Below are 24,707 nucleotides of genomic sequence, written 5' to 3' on the forward strand. Positions count from 1 at the left end.
CCCGGCGCCCGCGGCATCCGCCCCGCCCCAGCTCGATGAGATGGTGGACGGCCAGGGCCGCATCCGCGCGCCCTGGCGGCCGCTGCTCGGCGCCTTCTCCGCCCTCGGCTACCCGCAGCTCGCCGAGCGCGCCCGCCGCCTCGACCGCGCCTTCGAGGAGGAGAGCGTGGCCACCGTGCTGGAAGCGGCCGCCGAGGGCGAGCCGGGCCGCACCCGCCGCCCCTGGCGCTGCGACCCGGTGCCGCTGCTGCTCACCGCCCCGGAATTCGCCACGCTGGAAGCCGGCCTCGCGCAGCGCGCGCGCCTGCTCTCGGCGCTGCTCGACGACCTCTACGGGCCCCAGCGCCTGCTGGAACAGGGCACGCTGCCGGCGCGCCTGATCTACGCCAACCCGCATTTCCTCCGCCCCTGCCGCGCGCCGGCCCGCAAGCCCTTCCCGCGCCTGACCTTCTACGGCGCCGACCTGCTGCGCGGCCCCGACGGGCGCTGGCATGTGCTGGCCGATCGCTGCGGCGGCGCCAACGGCGTCGGCTTCGCCGCGGAGAACCGCACCCTGCTCGGCCGCGCCCTGCCGGAGGCCTTCCGCGCCATGCAGGTGCGCGCGCTGCGGCCCTTCTTCGATACCTGGGTCGGCGCCCTGCAGGGCCTGGCGCCGGAGGGCGTGGACAACCCGCGCATCGCGCTGCTGACGCCGGGCGTCCGCCAGGAGACCTGGCTCGAGCACCTGTTCCTCTCGCGCGAGCTCGGCCTCGAACTCGTCGAGCCAGGCGACCTGACCGTCCGCGGTGGCGAGGTCTTCCTCAAGACGCTGCGCGGCCTGCGCCGGGTGGACGTGATCCTGCGGCGGGTGAAGGGCGACCAGTGCGACCCGCTGGAATTCCAGCACGGCGCCGGCGTGCCCGGCCTGATGGGCGCGCTGCGCGAAGGCGCGGTGCGCATGGTCAACGCGCCCGGCTCGATGGTCGCCGAGGCGCCGGGCCTTGCCCCCTATCTCCCAGCCGCCGCCCGCACCCTGCTGGACGAGGATCTTGCGCTGCCGCAGATGGAGACGCTCTGGCTCGGCGATCCCGCCGCGCGCGAGCATGTGCTGGCCACGCCCGATGCCTGGCGTCTGCGCTCCGCCTTCGACCCGGGCCGTCCGGTGCGCCTCGGCGCGCTGGAAGCCTTCGCCGGCCCGGGCACGGCCGAGCCCTGGCGCCACGCCGCCACCCGCCCGTTGCTCCCCTCCGCCGCGCCCTGCCTGGTCGGCGAGCGGCTCGCTCCCGCGCCCGTGGTGCTGCGGATGTTCCTCGCCAGCGACGGCGCCGGCGCCTGGCACACCATGCCCGGCGGCCTTGCCCATGTGCTGGCCGGAACGGGGGAGGAGGGCATCGCCGGCCCGCCCACCCGGCGCGGCGCCGCCAAGGATGTCTGGGTGCTGGCCGAGGACAGCACCGACATCGTCGGCCCCGCCCTGCCGCGCGTCGCCAGCCTGCCGATCCGCCGCTCCTCCGGCGAGCTGCCGAGCCGCGTCGCCGATGAGCTCTACTGGCTCGGCCGCTACCTGGAACGGCTGGAATCCGCCGCCCGCCTGACGCGTGCCCTGCTGATGCGCCTGCTGCGCGGCGCCGCCCTGCCGCGCGAACTGGCCGAGATGCGCGCGCTTGCCCGCTGCCTGCATGCCGCCGGCGTGCTCGGCGCCGATGCCGCCGCCAGCCCGCCCGACGGCGCGCTGCTGCCGCGGGCGCTCGTCGCCGCCGCGGGCCCCGGCGGCGCGCTGGCGCATCTGCTGGAAGCGGTGGAGCGGCCGCAATCCGCGGTGCGCGACCGCCTGACGCACGACATGTGGGCGACGCTCGCGCAGCTCAGCCAGGAAGGCGACCGCTTCGCCCAGGCGGCCAGCCTGGATTCCCTGGCCGGGATGGCGACCGCGATCATCCGCGCCTGCACCAACCTCTCCGGCCTCGCCGCCGAGAACATGGTGCGCGGCGGCGCCTGGATGTTCCTCGACCTCGGTCGCCGGATCGAGCGCGCCCAGGCCACGGCGCGCAATGTCGGCCACGCCTTGTCGGAGCCCGCGCCGCGCATCGAGGCCGGGCTTCGCCTCGCGCTGGAGCTCTGCGATTCCGCCCTGACCTATCGCGCGCGCTACCTCGGCGCCGTGCAGCCCGCGCCCGTGCTCGACCTGGTGCTGGCCGATCCCGGCAATCCCCGCGCCCTCGGCTTCCAGCTCAACGCCGTGGCCGAGCGGCTGGAGGAGATCGGCGAGGTGGAGGACCGCCTCGCCGCGACCGCCGCCGCGCTCGCCGCGCGGCCGCAGGCGCTGGTGGACGAGGTGCTGCTCGCCGCCGACCGCAATGCCGCTGCCGCCGCCTTGCCGGGCGCGCTCTTCGCGCTGGAGGACGAGGTCGGTTCGCTCTCCGACGCCGTGGCGCGGCGCTATGTCTCGCATGTGCGCGCGCGCGTGCTCGGCGAGGACGAGCCGGAGGCCGGCGCGTGACGCTCGCCGCGACGAGCACGCGCTATGCGCTGCGCCACGCCACGCTCTATCGCTACGCCGCGCCGGTGGATATCGCCGCGCATCTGCTGCACCTGACGCCGCGCAGCCTGCCCGGCCAGGTGGTGGAGGCGATGGCGCTGGAGGTCTCGCCAACGCCGGCCTACCGCACCGAGGGCCAGGACCACTTCGGCAACGGCGTCTCCTGGCTCTCCATCGAGGCGCCGCATGCCTCGCTGGAAGTGGTGCTGGAGGCGGTGCTGGATGTCGGCTTCGCCCCGCCGCCGCCGGCCGCCGCGACGCCCCCCTGGGAAGCGGTGCGCGACGCCGCGACGCGGCCCGAGGGTTTCCGCGCCGCGGAATTCGCGCTGCCGAGCGCGCTCGTTCCGAATGATGCCGGCGCCGGCGCCTATGCCGCGCAGAGCTTCCCGCCGGGGCGCCCGGTGCTGGCGGGGCTGCTCGACCTCAATGCCCGCATCAAGCGCGACTTCGCCTTCCGTCCCGGCGTGACGACGATCTCGACGCCGGTCGCGCAGGTGCTCGCGCTGCGCGCCGGCGTCTGCCAGGATTTTTCGCACCTCATGATCGCCGGCCTGCGCGCGCTCGGCCTGCCGGCGCGCTACTGCTCCGGCTATGTCCGCACGCGTCCGCCCCCCGGCCAGAAGCGACGCCAGGGCGCGGACCAGAGCCATGCCTGGGTGGGCTGCTGGCTCGGCCCCGAGCATGGCTGGGTGGACCTCGATCCCACCAACGACCTGGTCGTGCAGGACGAGCATGTCCTGCTCGCCTGGGGCCGCGACTATGCCGACATCAGCCCTGTGCAGGGCATCCTGCTCGGCGGCGGCCGGCAGACTCTGGAGGTCAGCGTGGACCTGGTGGAGGCGTAGCGCCTGCGGCGTGATCCACTTTCTCGGATCACGCCGCAGGCTTGGTTCGAGCGACTGATTAGCCGCTTCGGCGATTCGCCGATTCCGCCTCCGCGGATCAGGCGCTAGCGCCGCTGCCCCGTCAGGCTCAGCAGCGCGACGAAGATGTTCACCACGTCCAGGTAGAGGCTGAGCGCCCCGAGTGCCGCCATCTGCGCCGGCGCGCCGCCATTCTGCAGATACATCACGCGCAGCCGCTGCGTGTCCCAGGCCGCGAGCCCGGTGAACACCAGCACCGCGAGCGCGGAGATGGCGAACTGCAGGCCGCTCGACTGCAGGAACAGGTTGACCAGCCCGGCGATCACCAGCCCGATCACCGCCATGATCAGGATCCCGCCCATGCGCGAGAGATCCACCCCGGTGGTGTAGCCGACCAGGGAGGCGGCGCCGAAGGTGCAGGCGGTGATCAGCAGCGCGCGCACCACGCTCTCGCCGGTGTAGATGATCAGCATCGCGGAGAGCGTGACGCCCATCACCGCCGCAAACACCAGCAGCCAGCCGGTGGCGCCGGCGGGCGTGCTATTGAGCATCGCGCGGCCCATGAACAGCGCCATGACCAGCGGCGCCAGCAGCACCACCCAGTGCAGCGGCGTGCCGAAGATCGCCTGCAGCAGCGCGGGCGAGGAGGCGACGATCAGCGCGGTCGCGGCGCTGACGGCCAGCGCCATGCCCATGCGGGCATAGACCGCGACGAAGAAGGCGCGCAGCCCCTCGTCACGGCCTGCGACGGCACCACGCGAGGGATCGCGCATCGAATAGGACATCGGGGGTACTCCCGGTTGGCGTTCCGGGACGGAGATTGCGCCCGCCTGCGCGCCAGTGAACCCCCCGACGGATGACAACACGGCAAGGATGCCGCGGCGCGTGCGCCGCGGCGCGCCCCGTCACTCCACCACGATGTTCTGCGCCCGCGCCAGTTCCCGGAAGGTCGCCAGCTCGCGGACCATGAACGCGCGAAAGGCCTCCGGCGTGGTCTGCTGCGGCATCTCCAGGTAGGTGGTGCGGTAGCGCTCGATCGTCTCCGGCATCCGCAGGAAGGCCTGCGTCTCGGCCGACAGCCGCGCCAGGATCGGCGCCGGCGTGCCCGCGGGCGCGGCCAGCCCGTGCCAGGAGGCGAGCTCGGCGCCCGCATAGGTCTCGTTCAGCGCCGGCAGGTCCGGGTAGCTCGGCATGCGCGTGGGCGCGGTGGTGGCCAGCGCGCGGATCTTGCCGTCGCGGATGAGCTGCGCGGTCGTCGCCGCGACGTCGAGCGAGCAATCCACCGTGCCCGCCAGCAGCGCCTGCAGCAGCGGCCCGCCGCCGGCGAAGGGCACATGCGTCATGCGGATGCCGGCCTTCGCCATGAACAGCTCCATGCCGAGATGCAGCGAGGAGCCGACGCCGGAGGAGCCGAAATTGATCGCCTCCGGCCGCGCCTTCGCCGCCGCCACGAGGTCGGCGACCGTGTTCACATTCGGCAGCTTCTGCGGGTTCACCAGAAGCAGTGCCGGCGTCACCGCCAGGTTGGAGATCGGCGCGAAGTCGTCCACCGGCCGATAGGGCAGGGGCTGGCGCCGCACCGCGGGCACGATGGCGTTCGCCGCGATGTTGATCAGCCCGATCGTGTAGCCATCCGGCGCGGATTTCGCGAGCGCATCCACGCCGATGGTGCTGCCCGCGCCGCCGCGATTCTCCACCACCACGGAGCGCCCGAGCGCGGACTGGAAATGCGCCGCGAGCATGCGCCCCACCAGGTCGGCCGCGCCGCCGGGCGGGAAGGGGACGATGAAGCGGATGTTGCGCGACGGCCAGGCCTCCTGCGCGCGGGCGAGGCCCGGCATGGCGAGGCCGCCGAGACCGAGCATCAGGGCGTGGCGACGTGTGGCGCGCATCGGGCTTTCCTCCGGTTCCGTTCCGCGGCTTGTCACGCGTGGAACTTGGTTCCACGATATGGACACGCGACAGGCGGGTCAACCGCGCGCGCAGGAGGATCATGCGCCCACGCCCGCGCCCGGCCGAAGCGGAGGAGGATGGCGTCGCCGTTCCCGGCACCCAGGCGCTGACGCGCGGCCTCGCGCTGCTGAACTTGGTCGCCGACGCACCCGCGCCGCTGCGCTTCAGCGAGATCGCCGAGCGCGCCGGCCTCGCCCGCCCCACCGCGCATCGCATCCTCGCCGCGCTGACCGAGGCGCGGCTGCTGCGCCACGAGCCCGCGACGCAGACCTACGCCCTCGGCCCGCGCCTGATGGAGATGGCGCATCGCGTCTGGGAAGGCTTCGACCTGCGCGCCACCGCCGCGCCGGAACTCGAACGCCTCGCGCGCCTGGCCGGCGAGACGGCGCGGCTTGCCGTGCTGGATGGCGACGGCGTGCTCTATGTGGACCAGCGCGAAGCCGAGCAGGAGGCGATCCGCCTGGTCAACCGCGTCGGCGCCCGCGTGCCGCCGCATGCGAGCGCGGCGGGCAAGGCGATGCTCGCGCAGCTTCCCGCCGCCGAGCGCCGCGCGATGCTGGATCGGCTCGCGCCGGATGCCGCCGACGCCATCGAGCGCGACTGCACCCTCTCCGCCGCGCGCGGCTATGCGCTCTCGCTCGAGGAAGCCTCGGCTGGCGTGAATGCCGTGGCCGCCGCGGTGCTGGACCGCCGCGCCCGCCCGCTCGGCGCCATCGCGCTCGTCGGCCCGGCCTTCCGGCTGCCGGAGGCGAAGCTGCATGCCCTCGGCCGCGAGGTGATGGAGGCGGCGCGCCGCGTCTCCGGCAACGCCGCGCAATCGGCGATGACGCTCGCGGTCGCGCCGCGCCCCGCCGGCGTCTCGCCGGGCGTCGAGGTCGCGGTGCGCGCAGAGGCGCTGCTCGGCGAAGGCCCGCTCTGGTCGCCGGCGGACCAACGGCTTCTCTGGGTGGACATCCTCGCACCCGCCATCCACCTCAGCGATCCCGCCACCGGTGCCGACCGCGTCGTCGCGACGGAGGAGATGGTCGCCGCGCTGGCACCGCGCGCCGCGGGCGGCTTCGTCGCCGCCGCGCGATCCGGCCTGCGCGCCTTCGACGGTGCGACGCTCGGCCCTGTGCTGGCCGCACCCATCGCCGAAGGCGCGGCGCTGCGCCTGAACGATGGGCGATGCGACGCGCGCGGCCGCTTCTGGGTCGGCAGCCTCGCGCTCGACTCCACGCCAGACGCCGGCGCGTTGCATCGCCTCGACGAGACCGGCGCGCGCGTCATGCAGGCCGGTCTGCATGTGCCGAACGGCCTCGGCTTCAGCCCCGACGACACGCGCCTGTATCTCGCCGACAGCGCGCGCCGCCGGGTGGATGTCTTCGACTTCGACCTCGCCACCGGCGCCATCGCCAACCGCCGTCCCTTCGTCGCGCTGGCAGAAGGCGAGGGCGTGCCCGATGGCCTGGCCGTGGATGAAGAGGGCGGCGTCTGGATCGCGCTCTGGGATGGCTGGCGCGTGGCGCGCTACGCGCCCGATGGCCGCCTCGACCGCGAGATCCACCTGCCCGTGCCGCGCCCGACCAGTTGCTGCTTCGGTGGCGCCGATCTCGCGACGCTGTATGTCACCAGCGCGCGCGTGCGCCTCTCCGCCGCGCAGCTTGCGGAGGCGCCGCTCTCAGGCAGCGTCTTCGCCCTCGATCCGGGCGGCGCGCGCGGCCTGCCCGAATCTTCCTTCCGCGCCTGACCGGAGTCTTTTGCGAGTCATGACCCAGATCGCCGGCGTCTTTCCCGTCCTGCCCACGCCCTTCACGCCGGAAGGGCCGCCCGATGTCGCGGCCTTCCTGCGGCTTGCCGATTTCGCGCTGGAGGCCGGCGTGGACGGCGTGGTGTTCCCCGGCATGGCGAGCGAGGTGGAGACACTCTCCGCCGAGGAACGCGCGCAGATGGTCGCGGCGCTCGGAAAGCACCTCGGCGGCCGCACCACCTTCGTCGTCGGCGCCTCCCACGCCGATCCCGCGCAATCCGCGGCACGCGCGCGGGAAGGGCAGGCAGCGGGCGCGGTGGCCGCAATGATCATGGCGCCGCCCGGCTGCGGCCAGGACGTGGCGCAGCATGTCGCCTTCTATCGCGCGGTCGCGGAGGCCGCGCCCGGCGTCGTCATCATGCTGCAGAACGCCCCCGCGCCGAACGGCGCGGGCCTGCCGCCGGAGAAGGTCGCCGCCATCGCCGCGGAAGTCCCCGCCATCCGCTACGTCAAGGAAGAAACGCTGCCCTGCGGCCAGCACGTCACGCGCATCCTGGCGGCAGCGACGACGCTGGACGGCGTGATGGGCGGCGCCGGCGCGCGCTTCATCCTGGACGAGCTCGCCCGCGGCGCCTGCGGCACCATGCCGGCGCTGGAACTCGCCGATGCGCATGTCGCGCTGTGGAAGGCGTGGCAGCGCGGCGACCGCGCGGAGGCGCGTCGCATCTACACCCTCACCTTGCCGCTGCTCGCCTTCCAGATGACCTTCCGCGTGCGCGCCACGAAGGAGGTGCTGAAGCGCCGCGGCCTGCTCACCCACACCGGCGCGCGCGCCGCCGGGCCGAAGCTGGACGAGGGCGACGTGGCCGAGATTGGCGAGCTGATCGCGACCGCGAAGCCCGCCATGACGATGCACGTCCCATGACCGACAGGATCGAACGGGTCACCGCCTACGTCGCGGAAATCCCGCGCGACGTGCCCTATCTCGGCCCGTTGCGCGCGGGCGAGACGGTCAATCGCCGTGGCTACATCGTCCGCCAGGGCAACCGCACCCTCTACCCCACCGCCGACCGCTCCGTGCTGCTGCGGATCGACACCGAAAAGGGCCTCACCGGCTGGGGAGAGACCTACGGAATCGTCGCCCCGGAAGCCGTGCGCGCCATCGTGGACGACGTGCTCGCGCCGGTCCTCGAAGGCCGCGATCCCTTCGCGCCCGCGGTGATCCACGAGGACCTGTACGACCTCATGCGCGTGCGCGGCTTCTTCGGCGGCTTCTATCTCGACAGCCTGGCCGCGGTGGACATCGCGCTGTGGGACCTGCTCGGGAAGCGTCTCGGCGCGCCGATCTCCACCCTGCTCGGCGGCTGCCGGCACGAGCGCATCGCCGCCTATGTCTCCGGCCTGCCGAAGGCGACGCTTTCCGAGCGCGTGGAGTTCGCGCGCGACTGGCAGGCCAAGGGTTTCGGCGGCTTCAAATTCGCCGCCGTCGTCGCCGATGACGGCGCCGAGGCCGAGATCGCTGCACTGCGCGAGGGATTGGGCCCGCAGGCGCGGATCATGGCCGACCTGCATTGGCGCCACACTGCGCCCGACGCCATCCGCCTGATCCGCCGCCTGGAACCGCACGGCCTCGCCTTCGCCGAGGCCCCCTGCGCGCCGGAGGACATCGAGGGCATTGCCCAGGTCGCGCGCGGCGTCGGCGTGCCGGTGGCGCTCGGCGAGGAATTGCGCACCGTCCACGAATGGCAGCCGCGATTCGCCGCGCGCTGCATGGGCATCGGCCAGCCCGAGATGGGCCGCACCGGCATCACGCAATTCGTCCGCATCGGCGCGCTGTGCCAGGCCAATCACGTGGCCGTGATGCCGCATGCGACGATCGGCGTCGGGATCTTCATGGCGGCAAGCCTGCAGGCCTCCGCGACGTTGCAGAACCTCCCCTGGCACGAATACCAGCACAGCATCTTCGCGCCGAACCTGGCACTGACCCGCCCGACAGGCACGCGGCACATGGCGTGCGAGGCGGGCTTCTACACCCTGCCGGACGGCCCCGGCCTCGGCGTCGAGCCCTCGGAGGACCTGCTCGCGCGGATCGGGGCGTAACCTCCGCCCCGGGCCGGGCGAAGACGGGGCGAACCCAGCGAGGAACGCCGCGCGATGGCGCGACCCGTCTCATCTGCCCGGCCGCTCGTCCGTCCGCCGCGCGACGTCCGCCTGGACGTGCTGCGCGGCTGGATGCAGGTCTCGATCTTCATCAGCCATGCCCAGGCCAGCGTCTTCTTCTTCGGCATCAATGCCGCCTGGGGCATCTCGGACAGTTCGGAGCAGTTCGTGCTGCTGTCCGGCCTGGCGCTCGGCTCCGTCTTCACGCTGAAGCGCGTGCGGGACGGCTTCGCCGCGGCATCAAGCGACCTCGCCGGCCGGATCTGGCGCCTCTACCTCACGCATCTGGTGGTCTTCGCCCTGTTCGGCGCGATGGTGATCTGGGCCGAGCGCTTCGTGCCGCTGCCTGGCGCGGTGGAGTATGGCGGCTGGAAATGGCTGATGACCGAGCCCTGGTTCGCGGTGCCGGCCGCGCTGGCGCTGCTCTACCAGCCGAGCTTCATGGACATCCTGCCGATCTTCATTGTCTGCATGATCGGCCTCGCGCCCTTCCTGTGGCTGCTGGAGCGGGTGGGCGACCGGGCGCTGCTGGTACCCTTCGGGCTCTATCTCGCCACGCAGGTGTTCGGGCTGCAGCCGCTGGTGCTGGGCGGCACGGGGCTGACCTTCGACCCCTTCGCCTGGCAGGTGCTGTTCATGCTCGGCGCCTGGGTCGGTCGTCGCGCGCTGCTGGGCGAGCCGCCGCTGCCGCGCTACCCCGCGGTCTTCGTCGCCGCGGCGCTGTTGCTGGCGGTCGGGCTCTGGGTGCGGCTCGGCCTGCAGGGCGTGGTGGCGCCCCCCTCGGCGCTGGTGGAGGCGCTGTCGGACAAGTCCCGGCTCGGCCCGTTGCGCCTGCTGCACGCGCTGGCGCTCGCCTGGCTGGTGGCCGCGCTGGTGCCACGCGACGCGCCTTGGATGCACGGCCTGGTGCCGCGCCTGCTCGGCGTGATCGGCCGGCACAGCCTGCAGGTCTTCTGCGTCGGCCTGTTCCTGAGCTGGTGGGTCGCCGCCGCGCTGCACGAACTGCCGGCGCAGGCCTGGTGGATCGACCTGCTCGCTATCCCCGCCGGCGTCGTCGTGCTGACCGCTTTCGCTGTCTGGCGCGAATCCCAGCGCCCCCTGAAGGCAGGGGCCCGGGGAGCATCATGCTCCCCGGCGGGGCGCGGGGCGGAGCCCCGCAGCTAACCCGCGAGAACCTCCGCCGGATCGAACACTTCCCCGGTGGTTCCATCCGAGATCCCGAGATCCGTCGGATGCGGCCCCGGATTACACGCCAACGCGATCCCGGTCAGTCCGCGGAAGATGCGGAAGGGCGGGTGCCAATCCATCACCCGGTCGGCCGCCCTGCGCAGCGCCGCGAAGTTCGCCGCGGTCTCCTCCGGCGGCGTCTCGGCCAGCAGCCCGGCGATGGGCAGCGGCAGCAGCGCCGTCACGCGGCCGCCTTCGGCCACCGCCATGCCGCCGCCGCAGGCGATCAGCGCGTTCGCCGCCGCCTGCATGTCGGCGGCCTCTCGCCCCAGCACCAACAGGTTGTGGCTGTCATGGGCGATGGTGGTCGCGATGGCGCCGCGCGGCGCGCCCCAGCCATCCGTCAGGCAGGTCCGCGGCACCGCGGGCGCACGGCCGTGGCGATGGATCATGGTGATCAGCGCATGGCCCTCGGGCACCACCGCCACGCCGTTGCGCACCGCGACCTCCGCCTCGCCCCAGCTCACGAAGCGCGCGCCCACCACCTTGCGGAGCCGCGCCTTGCCATCCGCCACCCCGTTCGGGCGAAGCTGGAAGGCCTCGAGCGGCTGCGGCGCCAGGCGCATCGTGTCGCGCGGCCCTGCCGTGCGCGGTGGCGGCGTCAGCAGCTTTCCATCGCGCGCCACGAGCCTGCCCGCCGTGAAGACGCGCTCGACAGCCACCGTCGTGAGCTCGGACAGAACAACGATATCCGCCTGCCGCCCAGGCGCGACCAGGCCGAGGTCGTCGCGCTTCAGCCGCATCGCCGCATGCAGCGTCGCGAGGCGGATCGCCGCGATCGGCGAGACACCGCGCGCGATGACGCGCGCGATGGTGTCGCGCATGCCGCCCTTCTCCAGCAATTCGTCGGGGAAGATGTCGTCGGTGCAGAGCACGAGGTTCGGCGGCAGCATCGGCAGCGCGGCGAGTGCCGTCAGCGCATGCGGCAGCACGTAGTCATGGCTGCCGCGCAGCTCCACTGTCATCCCCGCGCGCAGCTTCTGGACGAAATCCTCGGCGTCGGTGACCTCGTGGTCGGAGGTGACGCCGGCCGCCGCATAGGCCTGCAGGTCGGCGTCGCGCATGCCGCGCGCATGGCCATTGACGTTCTTGCCGGAAGCCAGCCCCGCGCCGACGATGCCGCGCATATGCGCCGTGCCGCGCAGCACGCCCGGCATGTCCATCACCTCCGCGACGCCCGCGACCTCCGGCCAGGACAGCATCTCGGCCATCTCCGCCGCGCCGAACGCGGCTCCGGCCATCTCGAGGCCCGGCGCGGAGGGCACGCAGGAGGGGGCGGCGATCAGCGTGCGCAGCGGCAGGCCGCGGCTCGCTTCGATCGCCCAGCGCACGCCGGGCAGGCCCAGCACGTTGGCCAGCTCATGCGGGTCCCAGACGCAGGTGGTGGTGCCGGCCGGCACCACCGTGGCGGAATAGTCCGCCGGCGCCATCAGGCTGCTTTCGTAATGCAGGTGGCTGTCGATGAAGCCCGGCGCGAGGAATTTTCCTTCGACACTCTCGACCGCCGCGGCGTCCTCGCGCGTGCCCGGCTGATGCACGCTCGCGATCAGCGGCCCGACGATCCCGACATCCGCCGCGCGCAGTTCCCCGGTCGCGACGTCCACCACCGTGCCGCCGGCCAGCAGCAGGTCGAAGGGCGCCGCGCCGCGCGCCGCCTGAACGGCGCGCGCACGGATCGCGGCGTCCACCGGATCGTTCATCGGCTACGGCCGGCGCTGAAGGCGAGCGTCATCTCGTCCGTCCGCGCCACATAGGTGATGCCGCGTCGCATCGCCCAGGTGTTCACCTGGAAATACAGCGGGACCAGCGCCGTCTGGTCGCGCAGTGCCATGCGCGTCGCCTGCTGCGTCAGCGCGCGGCGCTGCTCGTTGTCGATGGTGGTGCGCGCGCGCTGGATGATCGCGTCGATCTCCGGGTTGCTGAAGCGCCCGCGATTCGCCGTGCCGAGGCCGAGCTGCGGATTCCAGGAATGGATCTGCGTCTCCAGCATCCCCAGGATCTCCGGGTTCGGCGAGAAGCCCGCGAGGTTCACGGAATACTTCAGCTGCGCCGCCTCGCTCAGCCAGACCGATCGCGTGCGCGTCTCCACCGTCGTCGTGAGGCCGAGCCGCGTCCACATCTGCGCGATCGCCTGCACGATCTGCTCGTCGTTCGGAAAGCGGTCGTTCGGGCCGTTCACCTGCACCGCGAATCCGTTCGGCAGCCCTGCCTCCGCCATCAGCCGACGCGCCTGCTCCAGGTCGAAGGGCGGCGGCGTCAGGTCGGGGGAGGTGCCGAAATAGCCCGGCGGGCCCAGGTCGCCGGCCGCCAGCGCCTGGCCCTGCATGATGCGGCTGACAAGCGCTTCCCGGTTGATCGCCAGGCTCAGGGCGCGGCGCACCCGCGCGTCGCGCAGCGGATTGGCGATGGGGCCGCCATCCTTGGCGCGGACATGCGGGCTGGTCTCCCGGTCGGAATCGAGGGTCAGGAAGATGAGGCGGTTGGACGGGCTCTCCGCCGTCGCGAAGCGCTGGTCGGTGCGCAGCCGGGCGAAATGGTCGGGCGGCACGATCTCGATCAGGTCCACGTCGCCCGCCTGCAGCGCCGCCACGCGCGCGCCGGGGTTGACGATCGGGCGGAACTCCACGCGCGCGAAGGCCGGCGCGCCGCCAGCGAAATCCGGGTTGCGCTCCATCACCACCGGGCTGCCGGGCTGCCAGGAGACGTGGCGGAACGGCCCGGTGCCCACCATCGCGCGACCGGCATTGTAGTCCGCCGTCGTCGCCCCCTCGCCGTGCTTCTTCGACACGATCATGACCAGCGCCAGGAAGTTCGGCAGCAGCGGCGTCGGCTGGTGCGTGCGGATCCGCACCGTCGTCGGGTTCACGGCCTCCACCGCCGCGATCGGCCGCGTCGCGTAGCGGAAGCTCGAGGGGCTGTTCGGCACGTCCCCGGCGCGCCCGATGGTGAAGGCGATGTCCTCCGCCGTCACGGGCGCGCCGTCGTGGAAGCGCGCGCGCGGATCCAGCGTGACCTCCCACGTCGTGTCGTCGATCACGCGCATCGCGGTGGCGATCGCCGGGCGCAGGTTCTGCTGGTGGTCCTGCTCCATCAGCGGCTGGAAGACATGCCTGCTGAAGGCGATGTTGGTGATCAGGCTGGCGAAATGCGGATCGAGGCTGGTCGGCCCCGCCTCCACGCCGATGCGCAAATTGTCCTGTGCAATCGCCGGGGTGGCGAGCAGGGTGGCGGCGAGCAGGGCGGCACGCATCTTCATGCGGCGATATCCTTGGGCATGAGGGGGCAGAGATCGTGGCGCGCGCTGCCTGGCGCCGGCACCCAGCCGTCGTCGGCGCGCGCGAAGAGAGGCGTGGCGAAGACGGCACGCAGCGGGATGTCGTGCGGCCAGTCGGTGGCCCAGCGGTCGCCCTGGATCATCGCGACCAGCAGCGCCACCGGCGTCACGCCGGCCGCGGCCAGCAGCGCGAGGCCCGCGCGCGCCGATCCGCCGGTGGAGACCACGTCGTCCACCAGCAGCACGCGCCGCCCCACGAGGCGCGGCAGCAGCCGCGGATCGAGCCAGAGCCGGCGCTCCACCGGAGAGGTGATGGAGGCGGCGTTCACGCTCAGCCGCTCCTCGTACCAGCGCTTGCGCGACCAGCCCGGCGCCACCCAGTTCGGATGGCCCAGCGCCTCCGCGACGGCGGGCGCGAAGACCTGGCCGAGGGTGGGCAGGCCCACCACAACCTCCGCGCCGAAGGTCCGCGCCAGTTCGGTCATCCAGGCCGAGAGCCGGCGCACCACCCCGAAGCTCGCCTGGTTCGCCACGAAGCCGGCCACCGCCGTCTCGCCCAGGTCGCGCAGCGGCAGCCGCAGCGCGCTGCCATCCGGCATCGGCGCGTCATAGGTCGTTGTCCAGGCGCGCGGCGGCGCGGCGCGCGGCACGAAGCTCTGCCAGAACTCCATCGGGTCTCGGCTGGGTGGCTGCGCCGCAGCGTGGCATGCTGCCTGCACGGACCGCAACCGGCGGCCCGCTTCAGGGAAGCGAGACGGCATGGCGCCGAAGCCCACCATCATCGATTGCGACCCCGGCACCGACGATGCCATCGCGCTGTGGCTTGCGTTGGCCTCGCCCGAGCTCGACGTCAGGCTGGTCACCGTCGCGGGCGGCAATGTCGGCCTGGAGGCGACCACCGCCAATGCGCGCGCCGTTATCGGCCTGACCGGCCGCGCGGTGCCCGTGGTCGCCGGCGCCGAGCGCTCGCTGCTGGCCGATTTCCGCGCGGAGCCGGCGGTGCACGGAACCGACGGCCTGGGCGGCGTCCGCCTGCCGGATGGCCCGCCGCTCACCCCCGGCATCGCGGCCGACGCCATCCGCGACCTGCTGCGCGCCGCGGCCCCGGACTCGGTCACGGTGATCGGCCTAGGCCCCGTCACCAACCTGGCGCTCGCGCTGGCGACGGAGCCCGCGCTCGCCGGCCGCATCGCGGAAATCGTGCTGATGACCGGCGCCTGGAGCGAGGGCAACATCACACCCGCCGCCGAATTCAACGCCTGGAACGACCCCGAGGCGCTGGCGATGCTGCTGAACCTCGGCCGCCCGCTGGCGATGGCGACCCTCGACCTCACCGCCCAGGCCTTCGTCACGCCCGATCTGGTCGCGCGCATGGCGGAGCGCCCGGGCGGCGCCTGCTGGCAGGCCGCGCTGGCGATCCTGCGGGCGCTGCCGGCCTCCAAGCGCTTCGGCCATCGCGGCTATCCGCTGCACGATCCGTGCGCCGTCGCCTGGGCGATCGCGCCCGCGCTGTTCGGCGCGCGGCACGCCCATGCCGAGGTGGATCTCGGCTCCGGCCCCTCGCGCGGGCGCACCGTGGTGGACCGCTGGAACCGGCTCGGCCGCCCGGCGAACCATTCGCTGCTGGAAACGCTGGACGCGCCGGCCTTCTTCGACCTGCTCGCCGCGCGGATCGCCGCGCTGCCGTGACGCGGCGCGGCGGGTCCATGCTCTGCGGACGAAGGACCGACCTGCAGCCGCCGAAGGCGGCTGAGGCCGCGAATGCGGCCCGCGCCGCGTGGCGCGTAGCCAAGCGAAGCGCCGGCGACTGAGGCGACGAGGGCGAAGCCTTCGTCGGCCCGCTACATGTCTCAGTCCGCGCTGCCGTGCATCGCGAGGCGCGGCGGCTCGGCCGGCCGGCTGTCGTTGACCGGCTGCGGTCGCAGCGCGGCTTCCAGCGCCGGCACCGTCGCCGCACCCACCACCCGCACCTGCTGCAGCGCTTCGCCCACCGGGGCGGCGGTGCGCAGCCGCTGCTGCAGCGCCTCGATCGCCTGGGTCAGCCGCCGCGCGCCGAGGGTGCGGGCGGCGCCGAGCAGGCGATGCGCGGCCTGGCGCAGGCGCTGCTGGTCGCGCTCCATCGCCTCCGCGCCCAGCGTCTCGACGCCGAGGCGCAGCTCCGCCACGAACTCGGCGATCACCACGGCCGAAGTCGGGCCGAGATCGGCGGCGAGGCTGGCGAGCGCAGCGCTGTCCACCAGCGGCGCATCGGGCAGGGGGGGCGCCGGCGCCGCGGCGCTGTCCGGCGGCTCGCCGGCGGCGAGCCGGCCGACGACGGCCAGCAGCGATTCGCGGTCGATCGGCTTCGCCAGGTGCCCGTCCATGCCGGCCTCGTGGCAGGCGGCGATCTGCTCCGGCAGCGCGGAGGCGGTGACCGCCAGGATCGGGATGCGCCCGCGCGTGCCCGGCAGTGCGCGGATGCGCCGCGTCGCCTCCAGCCCGTCCATCACCGGCATCTGCACGTCCATCAGCACGACGTCGTAGGTCTCGCGCTCCACCGCCGCCACCGCCTCGGCGCCGTCCGAGGCGCTGTCCACCCCGTGGCCGGCTGCGACCAGCATCGCGCGCGCCACCATCCGGTTCGCCGCCACGTCGTCCGCCACCAGCACCCTGAGCCGCCGGGCATCGCCGGTGCCGAGGCGCGGCGGCGGCTCGGTACGCGGCGGCGCCGGCGGCGCGACCTCGCGCAGCGGCAGCTCCACCCAGAACAGCGCGCCGCGCTCGAGCTCGGTGTCGCAGCCGATGCGTCCGCCCATCGCGCCGGCCAGCCGCGCGGAGATGGCGAGACCGAGGCCGGTGCCCGGCTGCTCCTGCCCGGGGGCGGCGGCAAGCTGGGCGAAATCCTCGAACAGCAGGTGCCGCTTCTCCGCCGGGATGCCCGGGCCGCTGTCCTGCACCTCCAGCCGGATGCCGAGGCCGTCCGCCAGGCGCCGGGCGCGCAGCTGCACGCGCCCGCCCTCCGGCGTGAACTTCACCGCATTGCCGAGCAGGTTCAGCAGCATCTGCCGCAGCCGCGTCGGGTCCGCCTCGACGCCGTCCGGGGTGCCGGGCGCGACATCGAGGGTGAAGCGCAGCCCCTTTCGCGCGACCTCGGGCGCGAGCAGCCCGGCGCAGGCGTCCAGCAGCGGGCGCAGCGCCACCGGGCGCGGATGCAGCTCCAGCTTGCCGGCCTCGATCTTCGAGAGGTCGAGCAGCCCGTTCACCAGCTCCAGCAGGTGCCGCCCTGCCTCGTTCAGCGTCGCCACCTGCTCGCGCTGCGCGGTGTTCAGCGCGGGATCGTTCAGCAGCACCTGCGCGAAGCCGAGGATGCCGTTCAGCGGCGTGCGCAGCTCATGCGACATGCGCGCGAGGAACTGGCTCTTCGCCTCGCCCGCGGCGCGCGCCGCGTCGCGTGCCGCGGCCAGCTCCTCCATGGTGCGCTTGAGCTGGGTGATGTCGGTGCGGATGCCGACGGTGCCGCCATCGGCGGTGCTGCGTTCCGTGATCAGCACCCAGCGGCCATCGGGCAGCAGGCGCTCGATCGGCGGGTTGTTGGCGTGCCGCCAGGCGTCCATCGCGTTGATGAACGCGTCGATGTCCGGCCCGGCCTGCGGATACTGCCCGCGCACCGCGCCCTCGCGCATGATGTCGCGGAAATGCGCGCCCTGGTGGATGAAGGGCGCGGAGATCGCGTAGAAATCCCTGTAGCGCTGGTTGCAGGCGATCAGCCGGTCGTCCGGGCCGAACATCACGAAGCCGTCCGACATGCTCTCCAGCGCGTTCTCGAGCCGCGCGCGCCAGCTTGCGCGCTCGGCCTCCACCTTCTCGCGCTGGCGCAGCCCGACCAGCAGCGCCGCCGCCAGCGCCAGCACCAGCAGGGAGAACAGGCCCGAGACGGCCAGCGCCCGCTGGCTGTCCTGCCGCCAGATCGCCAGCGCGGCCTCGGTCTCGATGGTCGCGGTCACCAGCAGCGACGGGTAGAGCGTCGGCCGCACCGCCACCAGCACGTTGCGATCGTCGAAGCGGCTCGTCGCCTGGCCCGCGCTCGGCAGGCTCGAGGCCTGGCTCGAAAGCAGGCGACCGATCCGCGTCTCGTCATGCGGCAGGGAGGCGAGCAGCAGGCCGTCCTCCCGCTCCAGCGTCACGCGCAGGCCGGGCGAATCGCCGCCCACGGCCAGCAGCGTGCCGATCAGCGGCACCGGCACCTCGGCCACCGCGGCCAGGGTGCCGACCCCCGGCATGGTCACCGGCCGCGAGAAGAACAGCGACCACTCGCCGGTCACCGGGTTGCGCACCGGCCCGCCGATCGTCAGCCCGCCGCCGCTCGTCCCGGCATCGAAGAAGGACGGGCCGAGGGGCACCGGCAGCGGCCGCCTGCGCGACACGGAAAGCCCGGTCGCGAGTGGCGTGCTGTCCGCACCGAACAGCAGCACGTCGCGGAAGGCGAAGTTCTGGTTGTTGAGTTCGCGCAGCACCCGCGCGGCCCCGTTGGCGTCGAAGCCGGTGTCGGAGATGAAGGGCCGCAGCACCGCCGGCAGGCCCGCGAGCATGGCGTCCACCTGCACGAAGTTGCGGTTGATCGAGGCCTCCACCGCGCGGCCGATCCGGTTGACCGTGTCGAGGGCGGAAAGCAGGGCCGCGTCCCGCGCGCGGGAGACCAGCAGCGCCGTCGCCACGCCCTGCATCAGCAGCAGCGTGATCGCCGCGGCGACGAGGGCGAGCCGCAGGCGGCGGGTGGTCTGCAGCAGCGACATCTCAGTCCGCCGAGGCCCGCACGCCCACCAGCGGCGCCAGATGCGTGTTCCAGGCGTCCACGCAGTCCTGCCCGCAGCGGTTCACCCAGCGCGGCAGCACCACCTCGGTCAGCAGCCTGAGGCGGCGCTCCTCGTCCGCCGGGCTCACCGGCACCACGGTCATCGTGCCGCGCCGGCCCGCGGTGCAGCCGGGCAGGTTGGCGTTGCAGGCAAGCCCCTCGCCGGTCTCGTGCTCCGCGGCGCGCCAGATGCGCTCCTCCAGGTCGCGCACGCCCTCGCGGATCGTCTCCCTGAGGTCGGGCGGCAGCGCGGCCCAGGCGCTGGCGTTCGCGGCGAAGGCGGAAAGCCCCCAGCTCAGCGCCAGCGCATGCACATGCGTGGTCACGTTGTAGAGCCCGATGGCATGGCCCGAGAGGGTCCCGGTGATGGCGCATTCCACCACGCCGCTGCGGAAGGCGGGGATGATCTCGGCGAAGGGCGTCACCACCGGGCTGCCGCCCAGCGCCTGGATCAGTTCCGACTGTCCGACCGAGGATGTCCGCACCCGTCGCCCGGCCAGGTCCGACAGGCCCGAGAAGGGCCGGTTGCAGAACACGACCTGTGCCGGATAGGTGTAGATCGCGAGCAGCTCGATGCCGTAGCGCTCGCGCAGGAGACCCTCCAGATAGGGGCGGAAGGCGCCGACCGTCCGGCGCAGCGTGGCCATGTCGGGTGACAGCGCCGGCAGGTCCACCGCGTTGAATTCCGGCTCTTCCGTGGCGGCCAGCGGCAGGATGACCGTGCCGAACGGCACCACGCCGAGGCGCATCAGCTGCAGCATCTCCTGCCCGCGGATGCCGCTGCGGTCGAAGGGCGAGATCTCGGCGACGATGCGCCCGTTCGTCAGCTCGCCGATGCGCCGGTGCCAGAAGGGCTCCTCGAAGCGCACGAACTGGCTGACGCCCGCCAGGCCGCCGATGACCTTCAGGCGATACGCCTGCTCCTGCGCCGCCGCCTGGCCAGCCAGCAGCATGGCCAGCAGGGCGCCGGCAACGTGGGCGCCCACCAGGCGGGCGAACAGGTTCCGGCGCGGGACCGGTGGCATCGCGAACTCCCTGCTGGACGCGGTGGAGCCTGGGCATGACACGGCACCGGTCGCTGCCATCACATCCGGTCGGCAGAAAATAGCAAGCCGGCGGCAACCGTTGCGCGAAGAACTTACATTACATGGAATTTTTACGAACGTCTCCTCACACCCCCTGGCTTTGTCGGTTGTGCAACGGATGGCTCCGCTCGCCCGACCTCCGTCGCGCCGGGCGAGAGCCCATAGGGCCGGACCAGCCGCCAGACATGCGGGGGCACCATGCTGCGCAGACGGCGCGGCGCCATGTGGCGGAGGAACAGCACGGTCTCGACTGCCTTCATCTCCACCCGGGCACGCGCGAATTCCAGCCCGCGCGGGCCGATCCGCGGCATCAGCCAGCCGAGCAGCGGCCGCAGGAAGTTGGGCATGCGCCGCAGCGGCAGCCCGCCCGCCGCGCGTTCCGTATTCGCCAGGAACCCCTTCACCGCGCCCGCCCGCCGCCCGGCGGAGACCGGCGCCGCCGCCTCCAGCTCGGCTTCCAGCAGCCCGACCAGCTCCTCGCCGCGCGCATTGCGCACCAGCAGCCATTGCGCGCCGGTGCCGCCCATGTAGCCCACGGTGATGTCCGCCAGAACGTTGGTGTAGTCCACGCAGGTGCGGCAGGTCAGCGGGAAGAAGTCGGGCGGCAGCCGGCTGATCGGCAGCTGCAGGAAGGGGATGGTGCGCACCCGGCCGTCGGCGTGGCGCAGCTCCACATGGTAGTCGGCGCGGAACTCCAGATAGGTGATGGAGGCAGGGTCCGGGTCCAGCAGGTCCAGGAACCGGTGGAACATCTCTGTCGTGGTGTTGTCGGAACACGGCGTGCCGATGACATACAGCCGCTCCAGCCCCAGCTCGGCCTCGATCGCGCGCAGCGCGTGGACCTGGCAGGGAATGCCGATCACCGCCAGGCGCCGATGCCCCGCCCGCGCCGCCGGCTCCAGCAGCGCGAGCAGCGGCGCGAAGCCCATTTTCATACCGCGGCACGCCGCCATGTCCTCCGCCCGCGTCACCAGCACCGGCACCGGCTTCCAGCGATCCTCCGGATTGGCGGCCATGGCCAGCACGGCATCCACCGCGCGCGTCTCCAGCAGCCGCTCGCCGATGCGTGTCGCGATACCGGTCCATTGCGCGCCGTCCGAAGGGGTTCGCAGCGCCGCGCGCAGCATCCGGCGGAAGGGGCCGAAATGCAGCTCGTCCGGCCGCGCGGGATCGCGCGCGCGGCCATGCACCTGCGCTTCCAGCGCCCCGTAGTCCGGGCGGAGGAACTGGCAGGCGCGGCCGCAGGCCTTGGCGAGCGCGGTGCGCGACAGCCCGCAATCCGTGCAGAGCGCCCGCGGCGCGGCCGGCGCCAGGGCAGGGGCCCAGGGGCCCGTCGCGGGGGGCATGGGCACGGTCTGCACGAGGTCGTGGGGCATCGGCGGCGAGGCTAGAGGCAGCGCCCCGCCCATGTCACGCTTTCCATCATGCGCGGCCGCTTCGGCCGGCGCGACGGGAGAACGGAAAGATGGCATCCATCCGGCGCGAGGGCTCGGCGCTCTGGCAGGGCAGCGGCAAGGAGGGCAAGGGCACGCTGACCACGCAGAGCGGCACGCTGAGCAAGACGCCCTATTCCTTCACGGCCCGCTTCGGCGACGGGCAGGGCACGAACCCGGAGGAGCTGATCGCCGCCGCCCATGCCGGCTGCTTCTCTATGGCGCTCGCCTTCCAGTTGAGCGGCGCCGGCCATCCGCCGCAGGAGCTCGCGACCACAGCGCGCCTGACGATGGAGCAGGAGTCCGGCGGCTGGAAGATCGCCGCCATCGTGCTCGTCCTGAAGGCGAAGGTGCCGGGCATCGCGAAGGAAAGATTCGACGAGCTCGCCGCCGCCGCCAAGGCGAACTGCCCCGTCAGCAAGGTGCTGAACGCAGCGATCACGCTGGACGCGACGCTCGAGGCATAGCCCTGCGCGTCACGCCGCGCGCATCTGCTCCAGGAAGCGGTCGATCTGGCCGCGCAGCGCCTCCGCGCCGCGGCTGAGCTCGCGCGCGGCGGCCTGCACCTGCGTCGCCGCCGCGCCGGATTGCGCCGCTGCCTCGTCCACGCCGGCGATGCTCGCGGTGACCGTGCCGGTGCCCTGCGCCGCCTGGTTCACGTTCCGCGCGATCTCGGCCGTCGCGGCGCCCTGTTCCTCCACCGCGGCGGCGATCGCTGTCGCGATCTCGTTGATCCGCTCGATCACCTGGCCCACCGCGCCGATCGCGGCGACGACGCGTGCCGTCTCGCCCTGCACGGCCTGGATCTGACCGGCGATCTCCTCCGTCGCGCGCCCGGTCTGCGCGGCGAGGCTCTTCACCTCCGAAGCGACCACCGCGAAGCCCTTGCCGGCCTCGCCCGCCCGCGCCGCCTCGATCGTCGCGTTCAGCGCGAGCAGGTTGGTCTGGGCCGCGATCTCGCTGATAAGGCGCACCACCTCGCCGATGCGGCTCGCCTTGTCCGAAAGGCTCTGCACCGCCTCGCGCGTGCGGCCGGCCTCGTTCACCGCCTCCGCGGCCATGCGGCTGCTCTCGGCCATCTGGCGCGTGATCTCGCCGACCGACGAAGCGAGTTCCTCCGCCGCGGCGGCGACCTGCTGGACATTGGCGCTGGCCTCGCCGGCGGCGTTCCGGACCGTGCCGGCCTGCCGCGCGGTCGCCTCGGCGCCGCCGGCCATGGCGCTGGCCGTCGCCTCCATCTCCGTCGCCGCGGCGGCAACGGCCTTCACCACGCCGGCCGTCTCGGCCTCGAAGCCGCGCGTCAAAGCGGCGACGCGGTCGGCGCGCGCGGCCTTGGTCGCTGCTTCCGCGACCGCGGCGTCCTGCATGGCGCGGTTTGCGACCAGCTTCTCGCGGAACACCGCCATCGCGCCGGCGATGTCGCCCACCTCGTCCCGCCGGGCGGCGAAGGGGATGGCGCTGTCGGTGTCGCCATCGGCCAGGCTGCGCAGCCTTTCCGCCGCGGCGCCAAGCGGGCGGCCGATCGCGCGGCTGCCGATCAGCCAGCCGAGCAGGATTGTTGCGGCGAGGCCGGCGAGGGAGACCAGGACAATGGTCAGTTCCAGCTGGGCAATGTCGGATTGCGCCGCGGCTTCGGCATCGACGGCAACCTCCTTCGAGGCCGCCTCCATCCCCCGCAGCGCGGCCCGCACCGCGCCGAGCTGCGCCGTCGCAGGCTCCGCCGCCGTCACGTAGCGCTGGCGCATCGCGGCGGAAAAGTCGTTGCTGCGCTCCGCATCCGCCACGACCGCCAGGGCGGCGTCGAGCGTGCGGTTGAACGCCGCGAGAGGCTCGCGCACCTGTGCCAGCGCGGCAAGCCGCTTCGGGCCGGCTATGGCTTCAAAGTTGCGCAAGGCGTCCGCCACGCTCGCCCGCAGCCGAGCGGTTTCACGAAGGTTGCGGGCCGCCTCCGCCGCGCTGAAATTCTCCGTCAGCCGATAGCGCTCGATGGCGATGGCCAGGACTTCCTGGTGGATGCGGGCGGCGTGGGTCAGCGCCTCCGCGGCTTCCGCAGCCGTCGTGATCTCCCCCGTCGTGTCTCGCGACTTCAGCGTCACGGCGGTGCCGAGAACCAGCAGGATCAACGCGAAGGCGGCGCAGAGCGCGGCAAGCTTGGCGCCGATGCGCAGATTGGCGAAGGACATGCATGGGGCTCCCTGCGCGTGACCTGTCGGGCACGCCCCAAGGGCTTAGCCGGGCAAAATTAATGGCACGTAATTATACATCCACGTCACCACCCGATCGCCTTGGGAAGCCAGGTCGCCAACGCCGGAAACAGGAACACCAGCCCGACCGCCAGCACCTGCATCCCCACGAAGGGCACGACGCCGCGATAGATGTCGCCCGTCGTCACCTCCGGTGGCGTCACGCCGCGCAGGAAGAACAATGCCCAGCCGAAGGGCGGTGTCAGGAAGGAGGTCTGCAGCATCACGCAGATCAGCATTGCCAGCCACACCGGATCCACGCCCGCGCTGGCGAAGACCGGCAGGAAGATCGGCACGGCGATGTAGGAGATCTCGATCCATTCCAGGAAGAAGCCGAGCACGAAGATCAGCGCCAGCATGAACCAGATGTCGGCCGCGACGCCGCCGGGCAGGAAGGCGAACAGGTCGTGCACCATCTGCTCGCCCTGCAGGCCGCGGAAGGAGAGGGCGAAGACCTGGGCGCAGATCAGGATGAACATCATCATCGCCGTGATGCGCGCAGTGCTCCGCAGCGTCTCCACGACGAGACCCGGCGTCAGGCGCCTCCCCACCGCGCAGACCACCAGCGCACCGAGCGCTCCCATCGCCGCCGCCTCGGTCGGCGCCGCAACGCCCGCGATGATGGAGCCGAGCACGGCGACCACCAGCCCGACCGGCGGCGCGATCACCCTGACCAGCTTCGCCAGCAGGTCGCGCGTCGAGGTCAGCGCCCGTTCTTCCGCCGGCACGGCCGGCACCATCTCCGGCCGGATGATCCCGAGGACCAGGATATAGGCGCAGTAGATCCCGGCCAGCATCAGCCCGGGAAACACCGCCGCGGCGAAGAGCGTGCCGACCGAGAGGTTCATGATGTCGGCAAGCAGGATCAAAATCAGCGAAGGCGGGATGATCTGTCCCAGTGTGCCGGAGGCGCAGATGACGCCGCAGGCCAGCCCCTTGTCGTAGCCGCGGCGCAGCAGCGCCGGCAGCGTGAGCAGGCCGAGCGTGACCACGGTGGCGCCGACGATCCCCGTCGTCGCGCCCATCAGCACGCCGACGAAGACGATGCCGAGGCCGAGGCCGCCCCGCAGCGCGCCGGAAAGCCGCCCCACCACCTCCATCAGGTCCTCGGCGAGCCGCGATTTCTCCAGCGCCACGCCCATGAAGACGAAGAGCGGGATGGCCAGCAGCGAGTAGTTGGTGACCACGCCGAAGATGCGGTGCGGCAGCAGGTTGAACAGCATCGGCCCGAAGCCGAGCCAGCCGAAGACGAAGCCCGTCACGGCCAGCGTCAGCGCCACGGGCATGCCGATCATCAGCAGCCCGAAGAAGCCGACGAGCATCAGGATCGCATAGACTTCGGTGATCGGCATGGTCATCGGCTCTCCCTCCCCCGCGCGCGGGGGAGGGTT

General features: G+C 72.8%; 18 protein-coding genes. 8 read left to right on the plus strand and 10 right to left on the minus strand.

Annotation, left to right across the window (positions count from 1 at the left end; all coding sequences use genetic code 11):
- The first annotated feature begins 40 nt into the window (after positions 1-40).
- Both DFH01_RS24645 and DFH01_RS24650 read left to right on the plus strand, forming a co-directional pair.
- Positions 41-2,479, plus strand: coding sequence for a circularly permuted type 2 ATP-grasp protein (locus tag DFH01_RS24645; protein ID WP_109873165.1), 2,439 nt, complete (start codon positions 41-43; stop codon positions 2,477-2,479).
- Positions 2,476-3,363, plus strand: coding sequence for a transglutaminase family protein (locus DFH01_RS24650; RefSeq protein WP_109873166.1), 888 nt, complete (start codon positions 2,476-2,478; stop codon positions 3,361-3,363). The genes DFH01_RS24645 and DFH01_RS24650 overlap by 4 nt, the downstream gene beginning before the upstream one ends.
- Positions 3,364-3,467: 104 nt before the next feature.
- Here the strand turns inward: DFH01_RS24650 and DFH01_RS24655 are convergent, their stop codons facing one another.
- Together DFH01_RS24655 and DFH01_RS24660 are read right to left on the minus strand one after the other, a co-directional pair.
- Positions 3,468-4,166 (minus strand): Bax inhibitor-1/YccA family protein, encoded by a 699-nt coding sequence (locus tag DFH01_RS24655; RefSeq protein ID WP_109873167.1) that lies wholly within the window; start codon positions 4,164-4,166, stop codon positions 3,468-3,470.
- Between the two features lie 120 nt (positions 4,167-4,286).
- A complete protein-coding gene (locus DFH01_RS24660; RefSeq protein ID WP_233256264.1) occupies positions 4,287-5,273 on the minus strand; it encodes a Bug family tripartite tricarboxylate transporter substrate binding protein in 987 nt (328 codons plus the stop codon).
- 101 nt (positions 5,274-5,374) lie between these two features.
- On the opposite strand from DFH01_RS24660, the gene DFH01_RS24665 reads away from it, so the two are divergent.
- From DFH01_RS24665 to DFH01_RS24680, 4 genes are read left to right on the plus strand one after another with little or no spacing between them, the layout of a single operon-like run.
- On the plus strand, positions 5,375-7,063 hold the full coding sequence (locus DFH01_RS24665) for an SMP-30/gluconolactonase/LRE family protein (protein ID WP_109873168.1): 1,689 nt from the start codon (positions 5,375-5,377) through the stop codon (positions 7,061-7,063).
- A 19-nt stretch (positions 7,064-7,082) separates the two neighbouring features.
- Positions 7,083-7,988 carry a dihydrodipicolinate synthase family protein gene (locus tag DFH01_RS24670; RefSeq protein WP_109873169.1) on the plus strand — a complete coding sequence of 302 codons (906 nt, stop codon included), beginning with the start codon at positions 7,083-7,085 and terminating at the stop codon, positions 7,986-7,988.
- On the plus strand, positions 7,985-9,163 hold the full coding sequence (locus tag DFH01_RS24675; RefSeq protein ID WP_109873170.1) for a mandelate racemase/muconate lactonizing enzyme family protein: 1,179 nt from the start codon (positions 7,985-7,987) through the stop codon (positions 9,161-9,163). The genes DFH01_RS24670 and DFH01_RS24675 overlap by 4 nt, the downstream gene beginning before the upstream one ends.
- A gap of 54 nt (positions 9,164-9,217) precedes the next feature.
- Entirely contained in the window at positions 9,218-10,387 is a 1,170-nt protein-coding gene (locus tag DFH01_RS24680) for an OpgC family protein (protein WP_109873171.1), read from the plus strand.
- Here the strand turns inward: DFH01_RS24680 and DFH01_RS24685 are convergent.
- Genes DFH01_RS24685 through DFH01_RS24695 form a run of 3 tightly spaced genes read right to left on the minus strand, consistent with a single transcriptional unit; the run spans position 10,384 to position 14,395 of the window.
- Entirely contained in the window at positions 10,384-12,150 is a 1,767-nt protein-coding gene (locus DFH01_RS24685; protein WP_109873172.1) for an adenine deaminase, read from the minus strand. The genes DFH01_RS24680 and DFH01_RS24685 overlap by 4 nt on opposite strands.
- Entirely contained in the window at positions 12,147-13,706 is a 1,560-nt protein-coding gene (locus DFH01_RS24690; protein ID WP_109873173.1) for an ABC transporter substrate-binding protein, read from the minus strand. The genes DFH01_RS24685 and DFH01_RS24690 overlap by 4 nt, the downstream gene beginning before the upstream one ends.
- Complete coding sequence (locus tag DFH01_RS24695) at positions 13,703-14,395, minus strand: phosphoribosyltransferase (protein ID WP_109873174.1); 693 nt, start codon at positions 14,393-14,395, stop codon at positions 13,703-13,705. The genes DFH01_RS24690 and DFH01_RS24695 overlap by 4 nt, the downstream gene beginning before the upstream one ends.
- Before the next feature lie 88 nt (positions 14,396-14,483).
- Between DFH01_RS24695 and DFH01_RS24700 the strand changes: the two genes are divergently transcribed.
- Positions 14,484-15,413 carry a nucleoside hydrolase gene (locus tag DFH01_RS24700; RefSeq protein ID WP_109873175.1) on the plus strand — a complete coding sequence of 310 codons (930 nt, stop codon included), beginning with the start codon at positions 14,484-14,486 and terminating at the stop codon, positions 15,411-15,413.
- Positions 15,414-15,574: 161 nt separating this feature from the next.
- Here the strand turns inward: DFH01_RS24700 and DFH01_RS24705 are convergent, their stop codons facing one another.
- The 3 genes from DFH01_RS24705 to DFH01_RS24715 form a co-directional block, all read right to left on the minus strand.
- Positions 15,575-18,496: an ATP-binding protein gene (locus tag DFH01_RS24705; RefSeq protein ID WP_109873176.1), complete on the minus strand. Its 2,922-nt coding sequence runs from the start codon at positions 18,494-18,496 to the stop codon at positions 15,575-15,577.
- Position 18,497: 1 nt separating this feature from the next.
- Positions 18,498-19,580: a TRAP transporter substrate-binding protein gene (locus tag DFH01_RS24710; RefSeq protein WP_109873177.1), complete on the minus strand. Its 1,083-nt coding sequence runs from the start codon at positions 19,578-19,580 to the stop codon at positions 18,498-18,500.
- A gap of 131 nt (positions 19,581-19,711) precedes the next feature.
- Complete coding sequence (locus DFH01_RS24715; protein ID WP_233256265.1) at positions 19,712-21,016, minus strand: Coenzyme F420 hydrogenase/dehydrogenase, beta subunit C-terminal domain; 1,305 nt, start codon at positions 21,014-21,016, stop codon at positions 19,712-19,714.
- A gap of 89 nt (positions 21,017-21,105) precedes the next feature.
- Here DFH01_RS24715 and DFH01_RS24720 point away from each other — a divergent pair, with 89 nt between their 5' ends.
- Positions 21,106-21,540, plus strand: coding sequence for an OsmC family protein (locus DFH01_RS24720; RefSeq protein ID WP_199231393.1), 435 nt, complete (start codon positions 21,106-21,108; stop codon positions 21,538-21,540).
- Between the two features lie 9 nt (positions 21,541-21,549).
- Here the strand turns inward: DFH01_RS24720 and DFH01_RS24725 are convergent, their stop codons facing one another.
- Entirely contained in the window at positions 21,550-23,256 is a 1,707-nt protein-coding gene (locus tag DFH01_RS24725; RefSeq protein WP_109873178.1) for a methyl-accepting chemotaxis protein, read from the minus strand.
- An 86-nt stretch (positions 23,257-23,342) separates the two neighbouring features.
- The gene (locus DFH01_RS24730; protein WP_109873179.1) at positions 23,343-24,674 is read right to left on the minus strand and encodes a TRAP transporter large permease; all 1,332 of its coding nucleotides are present in this window, start codon (positions 24,672-24,674) and stop codon (positions 23,343-23,345) included.
- Between the last annotated feature and the right edge of the window lie 33 nt (positions 24,675-24,707).

Origin of the sequence: Falsiroseomonas bella, assembly GCF_003173615.1 — a bacterium.
Lineage (GTDB): Bacteria > Pseudomonadota > Alphaproteobacteria > Acetobacterales > Acetobacteraceae > Falsiroseomonas > Falsiroseomonas bella.